At 65.0% G+C, this 12,498-nt stretch carries 15 protein-coding genes; 3 read left to right on the forward strand and 12 right to left on the reverse strand.

Annotated features, from left to right (window positions below):
• Positions 1-3: 3 nt before the first annotated feature.
• The 5 genes from traF to BN948_RS17220 are packed head-to-tail and all read right to left on the reverse strand — an operon-like array spanning position 4 to position 5,328.
• Positions 4-540, reverse strand: coding sequence for a conjugative transfer signal peptidase TraF (traF, locus tag BN948_RS17200; RefSeq protein WP_035622804.1), 537 nt, complete (start codon positions 538-540; stop codon positions 4-6).
• Positions 537-2,441, reverse strand: coding sequence for a type IV secretory system conjugative DNA transfer family protein (locus tag BN948_RS17205; RefSeq protein WP_035622806.1), 1,905 nt, complete (start codon positions 2,439-2,441; stop codon positions 537-539). The genes traF and BN948_RS17205 overlap by 4 nt, the downstream gene beginning before the upstream one ends.
• The gene (gene traI, locus BN948_RS17210; protein WP_035622809.1) at positions 2,438-4,696 is read right to left on the reverse strand and encodes a TraI/MobA(P) family conjugative relaxase; all 2,259 of its coding nucleotides are present in this window, start codon (positions 4,694-4,696) and stop codon (positions 2,438-2,440) included. The genes BN948_RS17205 and traI overlap by 4 nt, the downstream gene beginning before the upstream one ends.
• Before the next feature lie 34 nt (positions 4,697-4,730).
• Entirely contained in the window at positions 4,731-5,102 is a 372-nt protein-coding gene (traJ, locus tag BN948_RS17215) for a conjugal transfer transcriptional regulator TraJ (RefSeq protein WP_035622812.1), read from the reverse strand.
• A 4-nt stretch (positions 5,103-5,106) separates the two neighbouring features.
• Positions 5,107-5,328, reverse strand: coding sequence for a hypothetical protein (locus BN948_RS17220; RefSeq protein WP_011798730.1), 222 nt, complete (start codon positions 5,326-5,328; stop codon positions 5,107-5,109).
• A 364-nt stretch (positions 5,329-5,692) separates the two neighbouring features.
• Between BN948_RS17220 and BN948_RS17225 the strand changes: the two genes are divergently transcribed.
• The 3 genes from BN948_RS17225 to BN948_RS17235 are packed head-to-tail and all read left to right on the forward strand — an operon-like array spanning position 5,693 to position 7,277.
• Positions 5,693-6,112 carry a TraK family protein gene (locus BN948_RS17225; protein WP_035622817.1) on the forward strand — a complete coding sequence of 140 codons (420 nt, stop codon included), beginning with the start codon at positions 5,693-5,695 and terminating at the stop codon, positions 6,110-6,112.
• On the forward strand, positions 6,112-6,837 hold the full coding sequence (locus BN948_RS17230) for a nucleotide-binding protein (RefSeq protein WP_035622820.1): 726 nt from the start codon (positions 6,112-6,114) through the stop codon (positions 6,835-6,837). Before BN948_RS17225 ends, BN948_RS17230 begins: the two co-directional genes overlap by 1 nt.
• Positions 6,837-7,277 carry a conjugal transfer protein TraM gene (locus BN948_RS17235; RefSeq protein WP_035622823.1) on the forward strand — a complete coding sequence of 147 codons (441 nt, stop codon included), beginning with the start codon at positions 6,837-6,839 and terminating at the stop codon, positions 7,275-7,277. The genes BN948_RS17230 and BN948_RS17235 overlap by 1 nt, the downstream gene beginning before the upstream one ends.
• 172 nt (positions 7,278-7,449) lie before the next feature.
• Here the strand turns inward: BN948_RS17235 and BN948_RS17240 are convergent, their stop codons facing one another.
• The 7 genes from BN948_RS17240 to BN948_RS17270 form a co-directional block, all read right to left on the reverse strand.
• Positions 7,450-8,088: an IncP plasmid survival protein KfrC family protein gene (locus BN948_RS17240; RefSeq protein WP_035622826.1), complete on the reverse strand. Its 639-nt coding sequence runs from the start codon at positions 8,086-8,088 to the stop codon at positions 7,450-7,452.
• Between the two features lie 29 nt (positions 8,089-8,117).
• Positions 8,118-8,465 (reverse strand): IncP plasmid survival protein KfrB, encoded by a 348-nt coding sequence (gene kfrB, locus BN948_RS17245; RefSeq protein ID WP_011304101.1) that lies wholly within the window; start codon positions 8,463-8,465, stop codon positions 8,118-8,120.
• 170 nt (positions 8,466-8,635) lie between these two features.
• The gene (locus BN948_RS17250) at positions 8,636-9,664 is read right to left on the reverse strand and encodes a DNA-binding protein (protein WP_035622832.1); all 1,029 of its coding nucleotides are present in this window, start codon (positions 9,662-9,664) and stop codon (positions 8,636-8,638) included.
• Between the two features lie 201 nt (positions 9,665-9,865).
• Positions 9,866-10,924 carry a transcriptional repressor gene korB gene (locus BN948_RS17255; protein ID WP_051756173.1) on the reverse strand — a complete coding sequence of 353 codons (1,059 nt, stop codon included), beginning with the start codon at positions 10,922-10,924 and terminating at the stop codon, positions 9,866-9,868.
• Entirely contained in the window at positions 10,921-11,685 is a 765-nt protein-coding gene (locus BN948_RS17260; protein WP_035622835.1) for a ParA family protein, read from the reverse strand. Before BN948_RS17260 ends, BN948_RS17255 begins: the two co-directional genes overlap by 4 nt.
• Positions 11,682-11,990 (reverse strand): transcriptional regulator KorA, encoded by a 309-nt coding sequence (locus BN948_RS17265; RefSeq protein WP_011114062.1) that lies wholly within the window; start codon positions 11,988-11,990, stop codon positions 11,682-11,684. The genes BN948_RS17260 and BN948_RS17265 overlap by 4 nt, the downstream gene beginning before the upstream one ends.
• A gap of 120 nt (positions 11,991-12,110) precedes the next feature.
• Positions 12,111-12,498 (reverse strand): DUF2761 domain-containing protein (locus BN948_RS17270; RefSeq protein WP_081921988.1); only part of this gene is annotated, 388 nt, incomplete at its 5' end.

The raw sequence follows: 12,498 nt of genomic DNA on the forward strand, positions 1-12,498 counted from the left end.
CCCCTACCAGGTGATGACCGGACGGATCACGGTCTGAACTTGAGAACGATTGACCGGGCCGAAGTAGCGGCCGTCGAATGACGTGTCGCTCACGTCCGACATAAGCAGCAGCTCGGCATTGCCCAGCGTGTAGGTGCTGGCCTGGAAGCGCGGCAAGGGCCGCCCGGACTTGTCGGCCTGGATGGGCTTGCTGTGTGGCAGCAGCTCGCCATTGACGCGCACGCCGTCATCGGCCACCGATACGGCATCGTCTTTAGCGGCTAAAACGCGCTTCATCATGTAGCCGTAGTCGCCTGGGCAGAACCCGGCCCCGATGTAGCCCCTTTCCTTGGCGTCATCGAACACGCCGACCTTCGGCGGGCACCAAAGCACGTAAGCGCCCTTCTCCACCGGCGCGCTGCTCGTCCAGTACAGGCCGACCGGAATGCTCTTGGTGGTGTTGATGCGGGCACCGGCGGCATAGCTGCCGGCGGCCAGCACCAGGACGGCTAGGCCAGCGATGGCAACGCCTTTCGTGATGTGTTTCAGGATGCGGCTCATATCGTGATGCCCTCCCCTGCCTCAACCACTTGGCGCAGCCGGTCGGTGGCCTTCGGTGCGGGAATCGAAGCCCGCGCCTGAAACACCGGGTCTTTGAAGTACAGCGGCTGCTTGCCGTAGATGGCCGGGTAGCCCGCGACGTAGATCACCATGTCGCCGGCTTCCTCGATCTCGCCCTTGTCGTTCTTCTTCGGCCCCGGCATCCGCAGGCACTCATCGGGCGTCAGCAAGGGGCGCTGCACTTCCTGGAAGGTGCGCGACACCTGGCCCAGCATCGCCGCCGTGCGGCGGCCGCTGGTCGTGATCTGCTCCTTCACTACTGTGGTCTGCCCGGTCAGTCGGGACAGGTGTTCCGCCGTCTCGACACGGTTGGGCGGATAGGCGTTCTGCACGTGGCAGTTCGACGTGATCTGCTCGTCGTGGCCGTAGCCCGTCTCGCGGCTTCGGAGCTGGTTAATGTCCTGGCAAATCAGGTAGCACTTGATGCCGTAGCCGGCGACGAAGGCCAGCGACTCTTGCATGATTTCGAGCTTCCCGAGGCTCGGGAACTCGTCCAGCATCATCAACAGCCGGTGCTTGTAGTGGGCCACCGGCCGGCCGTTCTCGAAGTCCATCTTGTCGGCCAGCAGGCGCACGATCATGTTCACCATGACGCGCACCAGGGGCCGCAGGCGGGCCTTGTCGTTCGGCTGGGTGACGATGTACAGGCTCACCGGGTCGTCGGAGTGCATCAGGTCTTTGATGCGGAAGTCCGACCGGCTCACGCTGCGCGCCACCACTGGATCGCGGTACAGGGCCAAATAGGATTTGGCCGTGGACAGCACCGATCCGGCTTCTTCGTCGGGTCGATCCATCATGTCGCGGGCGGCCGATCCGATGGCGTGGTGGTTCTGACCGTCCACGTGTCCGTAGGTGGTCATTTCCATCCATAGCTCGCCAATGTCCCGGTTCGGGTCGGCCAGCATGGCATCGACCGATGGCAGCGTGGCCGTGCCACCGTCGTTCCTGGCCTTGTAGAGCGCGTGCAGGATGACGCCGACCAGGAGTGCGAAGGCGGTCTTTTGCCAGTGCGAATCCAGGCCCTTGCCGTCCGGGTCAACTATCAAAGTTGCTAGGTTCTGCACGTCGCCGACTTCGGCCTCGGTGCCGACGCGGATTTCGTCCAGCGGGTTCCAGCACACGCCGCCCGCGCTGCTGGCCGGCTCGAAGCGCAGCACCTTGTTCTTCGCGTGCTTCTGCCGCCAGCCGGCCGTCAGCGCCCACAACTCGCCTTTCAGGTCGGTGATGACGCTGCTTGCGCCCCACGAAAGCAGGGTCGGCACCACCAGGCCAACGCCCTTGCCGCTTCGCGTCGGGGCGTAGGTCAGCACGTGCTCGGGGCCGCTGTGCCGCAGGTAGAAGAAATTGCCGTCCTTGTCTTGCCAGCCGCCGACATAGACGCCGGTGGCGGTCGGTGCGTCCTTGCCGGTGACGACCTCCAGGACGCTCCGCCCGCGCGGCAGCAGGCCGGCCGCCTGAATGTCCTTTTTCTCGGCCCAGCGGGCCGAACCGTGCAGGTATTCGTTCGCCTTCGAGCTGTTGGACGTGACGACTTTCGCCACGGCCACGCCCAGCAGGCCCACGGTGGCAGTCACCATGCCGATGCTGCCGGCCCGCATGATCTCGTCGGGGTACTGGCCGTACCACTTCGCCGACCAGGACAGGATCGACCAAGGCGCGTACACGTGCCCGAAGTTGGCCCCGAGGCTCGCGTGATACTGGAACGTGTAGGCGAAGAACTGTGTCGCGGCCTGGAGGCCGCCGACCAGGGACACACCGCCGAGGATCGGCAGCAACTTGCTGGGTTTCGGCTTCGCGTTGCGAACCTGCGGCCCCACGGCGTTGTTCATCTTGATTTTCATCTACTCCTTCCTTTCGACGTTTTGATGGAGCCTTTCGGCGTGATCGTCACGGCCTCGCCGACCGCGATGCGCGACAAGCGCCGGGCCGTGGCCTGGTCAATGGGCATCACCATGACCTCATCGCCTCGTTTCAACAGGGCCAGCGCCTGGCCCTCGATGTTGCGGACGCCCTGGAAAGCAAGGGCACCGTCACCGGCAGTATATCGCGCGTGCTTCGGTATATCGAAACCTTTTGAGCGTTTCGCCTCGCGTTCAGCGATGTATTTATCCGCCGCAGTGAGGCCCGGCGGGGCGGCTGCTACCCCTGTTCCTGGCCGAGAAATTCCCCGTCGCAGTTGGTGATCTGGCTGGGTTCCTTGCTGCTCCAGGTGACGAGGAACATCACGCGGCAATAGCACTTCACTTCCGCCGGCGATGCGAACCACACCGAGTTGGGACAGCGTTCGCAAACGGTGCTGGCTTTGGGGCGGCGGGACTCGTCCAATGCGTCCAATGTCGGGCTTCCGGTGGACGGCTCCGGCGTGAACGCCGGCGGCGTCGGCTCGCCCTCTACCTGGTCGCCCGATGCCTGCTCGGGCGATGGCGACGGGTCGGGCAGCGTCGTCGTGGGCAGCGGTGCGCTGTCCAGGGCCGCCAGCGCCGCGTCCAGCTCGTCCTCGATGTTCTGCGGGTCGCTGGTCGGCTCGTTCGGTTCGGTCGGGTCGCTCATGGGTGTTCTCCTTCTTCAATAGCGCAAGCCGCCGGCTCTCCAGGGCCGGATCGGCGAACGTGATGGGTAGCTGGGAATCAACGGCCGCGCGGATGATCTGCGCCTGGAATTGCGTGGTGCCGTTGACGGTGATGCGGCTGCCGTAGCGTTCCATCGCCAGCCGTAGAGCTTCTTGCAGGCCCTCGCGCGTGGCCTCGCGCGAGACTTGCAGCTTGTCGCCATCGTCCCGAACGGCCGTCAGGCCGGCGCGGAAGATGATGGTGCCCTTCTTGGTGATGTTGTCCGTCACCGGGGCGTGGCCGGGGCGCGGATCGCCCCGGCCCTGGATGGTGTTGCCTTTCAGGCCCTGCGCTGCCTCGCGGGCGCGCAGGGCGGTCAACGCCTCGGCGTTGCCGTGGGTCGCTTCCTTCTTGAGCCAGTCGGCCCACGTGCGGCGGCTGTGGCTCTCGTAGAGGGCCTGGCGGTCTTGCTGGTACTGCTTGTTGATCGCCTGGATTTCGTCGCGCAGGGCCTTGCTGGCCTGGGCATACAGCAGCTTCTTGTTCGCGCCGTTCTCGCCAATCACCTTGATCGTCGCGCGGCGCAGACGACCGGAACGCTTCGCGGCCTCGACCAGCCGATCCTTGCGCCGGCGGGCCTGCTCCAGCGCCTGCCCACGTGTCGCGGTCAAGGTCTGCTGCTGGGCCTTGTACCGGGCGTACAGCTCGACGGTGTTCACGCGCAAGCGGATCGGGTCTTTCTGGTACTGGCGCTTCGCTTTGGTTCGTGTATGCCGTTCGGGCGAAGCCTCGAACGGGCCAAGCCGTGCCTCCAGCTTCGGCTTGGAAAGGTCGCGGGCTAGGGTGCTCGCCTTGACCATAGTTCCGTCGCCGGCCTCGATCACCAGGCCGTTCGCGCGCTCGCGCAGCTCCAGGCCGTTGTCGCGCATGACCTGGTGCAGTTCCTGCCAGGACTGCGCACCCTTGATCTCGTCCAGGCATTCGCGCTTGATCCAGCCGACCAGGCTTTCCACGCCTGCGTGCCGCTCCATGTCGGCCGCCCTGCCCTCGGCACCGCGCTGGCGTGGTTCGTGGTTGTCCCGCTCCAGCCCGTAGTCGTGCTCCAGGGTCGTGCAAAGCTCGGCCAGCGCCCGATGCGAGTAGTACGGCTCGTGCATCGTGTTTCGCGTCGGGTGAATCTTGTTGATGGCGATGTGGATGTGCAGGTTGTCGGTGTCGTTGTGCACGGCACTGACGCGCTGGTGTTCGCCGTAGCCCAGCCCTGCGCAGATACGTTCCTCAATCGCCCGCAGGGTGTCGGCGCTGGGCTGCTCGCCGGCCCGGAAGCTGACAATCAGGTGATAGGTCTTGTCGCCCTTGGCCCGCGTGTTCGTGTGCTGGGTCGCCAGAACCTCGGTGATGGCGTCTTGCACCGACACGGCATCGCAGTTCGTGATCTGCACCTGGCCCAGCCGGTGATCCTTGCTCTGCGCGTCGGTGACGTAGTTCACCAGGCCGGCGAAGTCGGACTTGCCCAGCGACCGCATGGGTACGTGCTTGGCGATCATCGGCCGGCCCTCGGCTTTTTAGCCGCTAAAACGCTCAAGGCTCGGCCCTCGGCTGCACCACGGACTTCATGAGTCGGCTCATTTCGTCCTGGGTGGCTTCGATCCGGGCCAGCAGGGCAAGGATCGTGGCGTCTCCGAAGCGGGCCGTGCGCGCGTCGTCGGTGAGCCATAGCTTGAGCAAGCCGCCCAGCCGGCCGAGGTCGCCATTCACCCGCACCAGCTCGCGCACGTACTCGTAATCCATGACGCCCTTGATCTGGTAGCCCTGGCCCACGTCGCGCAGGTAACGCGCCACGCTGACCCCGGCCCTCTTGGCGTTCGCCTCGATCAGCGCCTTCTCTTCGGGGAACACCGGCACCCGCAGGTGCTGCCGCCGCTTCGCGGTCGGCTGTTCGTCTGCTTCCATGTCGCTACCCCTTGAGCGCGTGCGCCGTGTGCCGCGCGTAGGTCGCCACGGCTCGCCAGTAGGCGGCCATCGGCCCCTTGCGGCGTGCCCATGCCTTTTCCGCCTCGTCGTTGGCCTGCGTGCGCAGCTCGCGCAGCACGCGGGCAAGGCGCTGCCGGTCGGCCACCGGCAGCGCCTGGAGTTCGCGGCCTGCTGGAAGCTCCAGCAGCGGATTGATGTAGCCCATGTCGTTCGTCTCTCGCTTCTTGGCCGGCGGTAGCCGGCAGCCTCGCAGAGCAGGGTGCCCGTTGAGTGCCGCAGGCGCGAATAAGGGACAGCGAAGATAGATAACCGGCTCGCCCGGTTAGCTAACTTCGCACATCCTGCCCGCCTTACGGCGTTGATAACACCAAGGAAAGTCTATACCGAAACCTTCGCATCTGTCTGCATTTAGCGCGAAAAGATGGCGGATATATCGAATGAAGGCGTACAATGCCCAGGAAGCGCGCCACATGCAGCGGTGTCAAGCTGCTATCCACGCGCTTTACATAGACTTTCCACGGGTCGATACATGAAAATGACGGCTATTTACAAACCACGGAAGCGAGGCGATGGCAGAAAGCAGCTTTCCCGACGAGCTGGCCGCGTGGATCGAGAAACGAGCGGCCAAGAAGCGCCGACAGGACGCGGCCGCTGTCGCGTTCCTGGCGGTGCGTGGCGATGTGAAGGCCGCAATGGACTCGGGCTATGCGGTGACAACGATCTACGAGTACATGCGCGAAACCGGCCGGGTGAAGTGCAGCTACGAGACGTTCCGCAAGCACGTCCAGCGGTTCATCAAAGCCGCACCAGCAGCACCCGCGCCGGCACCTCCCCCGGCGGCCGACCAGGCCAAGGGGGAGAAGCCGGCGCAACAGGTAGGGGGATCGAAGGCGAAGAAGCCGAAGGCACCCGAGCCGAAGAAACCCGAGTCGGCAGGGATCGCCGGCTTCAACTACAACCCGAAACCGAATAAAGAGGATTTACTGTAATGGCGAAAATTCACATGGTCTTGCAGGGCAAGGGCGGCGTCGGCAAGTCGATGATCGCGGCCACCATTGCGCAGTACAAGGCGAGCAAGGGGCAGACGCCGCTTTGCATCGACACCGATCCGGTCAACAGCACCTTCGAGGGGTACAAGGCCCTGAACGTGCAGCGCCTGAACATCATGGACGGCGACGAGATCAACACCCGGAACTTCGATGCCCTGGTGGAGCAAATTGCCTCGACCAAGGGCGACGTCATCATCGACAACGGGGCCAGCTCGTTCGTGCCGCTGTCCAGCTACTTGATCGGCAACCAGGTGCCGGCGCTGCTCCAGGACATGGGGCACGAACTGGTGGTGCATACGGTCGTCACCGGCGGGCAAGCCTTCCTGGACACGCTGAACGGCTTTAGCACGCTGGCCCGGCAGTTTCCGGCCGAATGCGTGTTCGTGGTTTGGCTGAACCCGTATTGGGGGCCAATCGAGCACGAAGGCAAGGGCTTCGAGAAGATGAAGGCGTACACCGACAACAAGGCTCGGGTGTCGGCCATCATCCAGATTCCGGCCCTCAAGGAAGAAACCTACGGCCGCGACTTCTCGGAAATGCTCCAGGAGCGCCGGACGTTCGATGAGGCCCTGGCCGACCCGGCGCTCACGATCATGACGCGGCAGCGGCTCAAGATCGTGAAGTCGCAGCTCTTCCAGCAGCTCGACAACGCGGCGGTTCTCTGATGGCGAGCGACGACAAGATCGAAGAGCTGATACGGGAGATCGCGGTCAAGCACGGCATCGCCGTGGGCCGCGACGACCCGATCTTCATCCTCCAGACGATCAACACCCGACTGATGCAGGACAGCCAGGCCGCGCAGCAAGAAATCCTGGATCGCTTCAAGGAAGAGCTGGAAGCCATCGCACACCGTTGGGGGGATGACGCCAAGGGAAAGGCCGAAAGGACGCTCAATGCGGCCCTGGCGGCCTCCAAAGAGGCGATGGCGAAGGGGATGCAGGACGGCGGCAAGGCCGCCGCCGAGGCGGTGCGACGCGAGCTGGAAGCGGCCGCCGCGCAGCTCGCCGCGCCGATCCGCGAAGCGCGGCGCGTGTCGTACATGAACATCGTGGCGGCCGGCATGGCGGTTTTCGCGGCCGCCCTCGCGCTGTGGGCCTCGCTGTAAATGGCGATGCGGGATCTCATCGTCAGAAATGGCGATGGTCGACCGCGCCGGCGGCATCGTCGCTTCTGGCGAGGCTGGCCAGCCCCTTGCATCGTCGGGAATGACGATGCTGCAGGTCATCGCCGGAACTGGCGATGCTCGAGAAAAAAGCCCGGCATCGCCGGGCTTTCGTTTAGACGGCCCGCGTGAGGCCCAAGCTCTGCGACCGGCCTGGTCGCTCCAGGGTCTGCGCCTGCTTTTTCTCCTGTTCCTCGCGGCGTAGCAGCGCCTGGTGCCGGCGTGCCGCTTCGCGCATGGCATCCCAATCAGATGCCAGCTCGGGGTTCTCGGCGCGCATCTTCCTGGTTGCCAGCTCTTCGACCTTCGGCGAGTGCAGGCCCATGCCCTCCTTGATCTCGCGGACGGCCTCCAGGCGCACATGCAGGGACTGCAAGCGCGCCTGCTGCTGCATCTGCTGGTTCTGCCAGGCGCGTTTCGCGCCTGGCCGGGTCAGTAGGCCCGGCTGGTTCGCCTGGGTCTGCTGCAAACGCGCCTGCTGCCGGTCGATCAGGTTTTCAAGGCGATCCTCGATGCGCTCCACCTGGTCGTGCTTGGCCTGGACGTACAGGGCAAGGGCTTCCTGGTAGGTCTGGTCGAGCGGTGCGGCCTCCAGGGCCGCTTGCTGCTCGGCCTCGGTGGCTTCGGCAGCGGCCAGCAGGCCATCGCCGGCGGCGTCGGTTCTGCTGGTCGTGCTTGTTGCGAAGCCGGCGGATGCCGGCTGCTGGGTGCGGCGGGCGTCTGCCCGGCCGGCGGTGGGTGTGAGTCGTTTCAAGGCGTGGCCCTCCTTTTAGCCGCTAAAAGCTATCGGGATCGGCCTCGCGTGAGTTTCGGGGCCTCGGCGGCAACGGTAGCTTTGCCTTGTGCGCTGTAGCTGATGCTCTTCGCGCTCCCGATTTCAGGTACTTTATCGAAATCTGACCGGGCGTGCATGACAAAGTTCTTGCCTACCTGCTGGAACACCTGATTGTTGTCGGCGTGAACGATCACGCCATCGTGAGTCTGCTTTTTGTCGGCCTGCTGGGCCATGTATAGGTTGTAGATGCCGGGCTTCAATGCGCCCGCCTTGTCAACCTTCTGATTGGCCCAAGCCCCTTCTTGCTCGGTCTGAACGATCCGCTGTCCGTTCATGACCAAGAGGCGTTGTTTCATAGGGCGCTCCTATCGTTAGTGTTTCGCAAAATGTGGGAATCCCTCCTTTGGCCTTCTAGGTGCTCCGTCTCCGGCAATAAAAAAGCCGACCTCGGCACGCGAGGCCGGCTCGTCCTTGGGGCCGGGGAGATACGACTAAAGCACCATTTTATTGAAAATCTGCATAGTCGTCAGGCGTTTTTCGTGCTATCGCCCTTGCCCTTGCCCTTGCCGCCGGCCATGACGGTTTCCAGGGCCTCCAGGCGGCCCCGCAGGGTAGCGGCGTCCTCTCGGGCCTGGGCGGCCTCCTTGCGCGCCGCATCGCGCTCGCCCTGGGCCGCCGTCAGTCGCTCGGCCTGGCGGTGCGCCTCGGCGGCCATCTGCTTGCGCTGCTCCTGGTGCGCAGTGTCGCCGGCTTCGGCCTTGGCCTGCACCTTCGCCAGTTCGCCGCGCACCTGGTCAAGCTGACCGGCGGCCGCCTCGGTGGCCTTCTGCTGCTCGGCCAGCGCCGCCCGCGCCTGGTCGGTCGCCTGGTTCGCGCGCTCCAGGTCGGCGCGCAGCTCGCCGGCCCGGCGCTCGATCTCGGTTGCCCGGCTGTTCGCGGCTGCAAGCTCCGCGCGCATGGCCTCCACCTGGTCGGCGCTCGCGGTGGCCTTCTCCTGGGCCTTGTCGCGCTCCGTGCGGGCCTGGCGCGCTTCCTGGTGGGCGTGATCCAGCTCCGTGCGCAGCTCGCCGGCGCGGGCCTCTGCCGTAGCGGCCCGCTCGCTTGCCGCCGCCAGCTTCTCGCGCAACCCCTCGGCCTCCCCCTTGGCGGCCGCTTCTGCGGCCTCCAGGGCCGCGATACGACCCTTGGCATCGTCCAGCTCGCCGGTGAGCTGGTCGGCCAGCTCTGCCGCCTCCTGGCGTGCTGCCTCGGTTTCCTGCCGCACGGCCTCCAGCGCCTCGCGCTCGGCAGCCAGCCGGTTGTTCGCCATTTCCAGGGCCACGGCCCACAAGTCGCCGCCCAGCTCGGCCAGCTTATCGGTGATCGACGCCGGGGCCGGCTCTCGGATCGGTGCCGTCTGGCTGGCCTTGCGCGCCCGCCACTCGTTCATCGCCTCGGAAATGGTCGTGAAGCTCCCGCTGCCGATCTGCTTGCGCACGCTCGCCAGGGTGGGGTTCTGGCCGGCGGCGTCCAACTCGTCGGCGACCGCAAATATCTGCTCTTTCGTGATTGCCATGATGGGCCTCCTTTCGGCCGGTGTTGTATGTTGTAGCGTGTAGCATACTACAACATACAACATAGTGCAAGGGTTTAGCTGAACTTTTTTTAGCGGCTAAAACGGGGCCAGCCCGGCGCAGGGCGCGCAGGCAAAAAAAAGCCCCGCTCGATGGCGGGGCGACGGGGTGGGGTGGTCGGTGGGGGTCTGGTGCAGGGGCTTCTAGCCCTCCAGCAGCGCGACAAGCTGCACGGTGCCAAGGTCGGCCTCGAACTCCTGGCCGTCATCCTCGTACTTGAGCCAGGCCCAGCCCTCGGCCGGCGGCCGGCGGTTGAGGATCAGGCGGGCAGGGCGGTCGTCGTGCTTGACCTGGATGATCGCCTTCTTGAGCCTGTCCGGGTCGGGTTCCTTCGGCTCCTTTCCCTTGGCGTCATCCTGCGAGCCTTGCTCGCCTTCGCCGTCCTCGCCATCGGTCTTGCCGGTGAAGGCATCGACGGTGTTGGGATCGCGGTCGCCCTCCTGGTTGCGCTTGTCCTCCAGGTACTCGCGCAACAGCTTGACCGATCCGCGCGTCAGCTCCTGGCTGTCGTCGGCCAGCCACGCACCCACTTCCTCGGGGTTCTTCTTGAAGGCTGTCACCAGCTCGTTGATGACAGTCACATCCTTGGCGCGGCCGGTGTTGAACGCCTGGGCAATCGGCTCGGGCAAGTCCAGCAGCGTGACGTGCTGCGTGACGAACGCCGGCGACTTGCCGATCTCCTTGGCGATCTCCGACTTCTTCTTGCCCTTCGCCAGCTCGCGGCCGATGAAGTCCGCGATCTCGCGGGCCGTCAGCTCGTTGCGTTGCAGGTTCTCGATTACCTGGTCGGCCTCGTTGTAGTCGTTGTCGATGAAGGCCGGAATGGTGGTCTTTTCGGCCCACTTCGAGCCACGGTAGCGCCTCGCGCCGTGGTTGATGAGGTAGCGGCCCGGAACATCCGGGTTGTCGCGCACGCTGATGGGCGACTTCACGCCGCGCAGCTTGATCGTCTCCCCGATCTCGGCGATGGACTCCGGCGTGAAGCCGGGGTTGTCCGCCGTGCGCGGCTGATGCGGGTCTTCGTCGATGAGGTCAAGCGGCAGTTCCTGGGGGCCTCCAGGGGCCGCATTCGCGGCCTGTGGCTCGTCCAGCAGGCTCGACAGGTCGCCGAGGCCATCCAGGCCCAGCCCGCCGCCCTTGGGCTTCTCTGCGGCCGCTTGCGGGGCCTTCTTCTTGGCGTTGGTCTTTACGGCGCTGGTCATTGCGCGATCTCCATCTTCGTGAATACGTAATCCGCCAGGGCGCGCACTTCCTGGGTGGCCTTGCGCGCGGCGGTTTTCTTGATCTTCCACACCGGCATCTGCTCGCCCAGCGCCTCCGCGATGCTGTCTCGCGCGCCGACACTGAACGGCAAGATCAGTTGCGGGTATGCCTGCTGCAAGGTCGCCAGGTTGCTGACGTGGCGCGGCTTCCGCGCGTCCACCTTGTTGGGCACCATGCCAAGGAAGCGCAGCTTCGGGTTCTGCTTGCGCAGGTTGCCGATGATGGCAACCATCTTCTTCATGCCCTGCAAGCTGTACGCCTCCATTTCGACCGGCGAAAGCATGTAGTCGGCGGCCAGCACGGCCGCCGTCATGGCGACGCCAAGGGAAGGGGCGGTGTCGATCAGGCATACGTCGAAGAACTCGCCCAGCGCCTCGATGCTGGCCCGCAGCGCGCCGGCGGCCTGGGCCAAGTCCATCTTGTCCAGGTTGGCCAGGCTGGCATCGGCCGCGATCAACGTCAGGCCGTCGTCCTCGCGGCCAGCGAACCAGGCTCGCAGCTCGTCGCCGCCGGCGGTGAACATGCGACTGGCGGGATAGCCCGAATCGTGGCCGGCCAGCGTCCAGCTTGCATTGCCCTGGGTGTCCAGGTCGATCACTGCAACCCGAAGGCCGCGCTCCTGGAAGTCGAACGCCAGGTGGCAGGTTGCGAACGTCTTGCCTTGACCGCCTTTCTGAATTGCAGTGACCAGTGTTTTCATGAGTTGGGTTCCTGTTTCCTCTTTCCCTTGGCGTCGGCTTCCCAACGCTTGACGATGAACGCTTGATGCTCCGGCAGTACCGCCGTCACTCGCTCGAAGCCCTGCGGGAGCACTTCCCCCGCCACTGCCCATACGCGACTGACCGCCTGCGATACCGCCCCCTTGGTTAGCCCCAGCGAGGCCACAAACTCGGCCTGGGGCCTTCCATCGACCAGCACGCCGCGCGCTATGTCGATGGTCTGTTGCCCGATCTCCAGGCCCTTGATCGCCGCCTGGAATTGGGCTTCGGTTAGCCGTTTCTTCATGGAGAACACCCATATAAACTCCACACCCGGTTGTTGAACAAAAGGCGGTTCCAGCCGCCGACCATGTGCAGAAGTTTAGCTAAACTCGCCGGGTGCGTCAAGCGTTTTAGCGGCTAAAAATCATTCCTTCTTGGCGTCATCCGCATACAGCTCGGCCAGGCGCTTGAGGTCGTCGGGGCCTTGCTGAACCTCGATCACCCGCATGCCGTAGCGCCCCATCTGCGATGCGGCGCGCGAAACTGCGAGCTGCTGCGCGTGGTCGGCGCTCACGAAGAACGTCATCAGCGGCCCCACGGTGCGCGTGCCGCCGCTCGCAAAGCACACGTCGAACGAACCCCCATGTACGTGCGGATCGACGCCTTCAACGAGACGCCAGGGGTCAAGGCCCCATTCCTCGGATTGCGCGCTGTACCAATAGGCCGGCGCATCGCCGTTCAAGTCGCTGGCCGCGTACTCGCGCACCAGGACAGCCACGCGGCCCGTGGTCGGCTCCACGAAGCCCGGCGGG

Origin of the sequence: Hydrogenophaga intermedia (assembly GCF_000723405.1) — a bacterium.
Lineage (GTDB): Bacteria > Pseudomonadota > Gammaproteobacteria > Burkholderiales > Burkholderiaceae_C > Hydrogenophaga > Hydrogenophaga intermedia.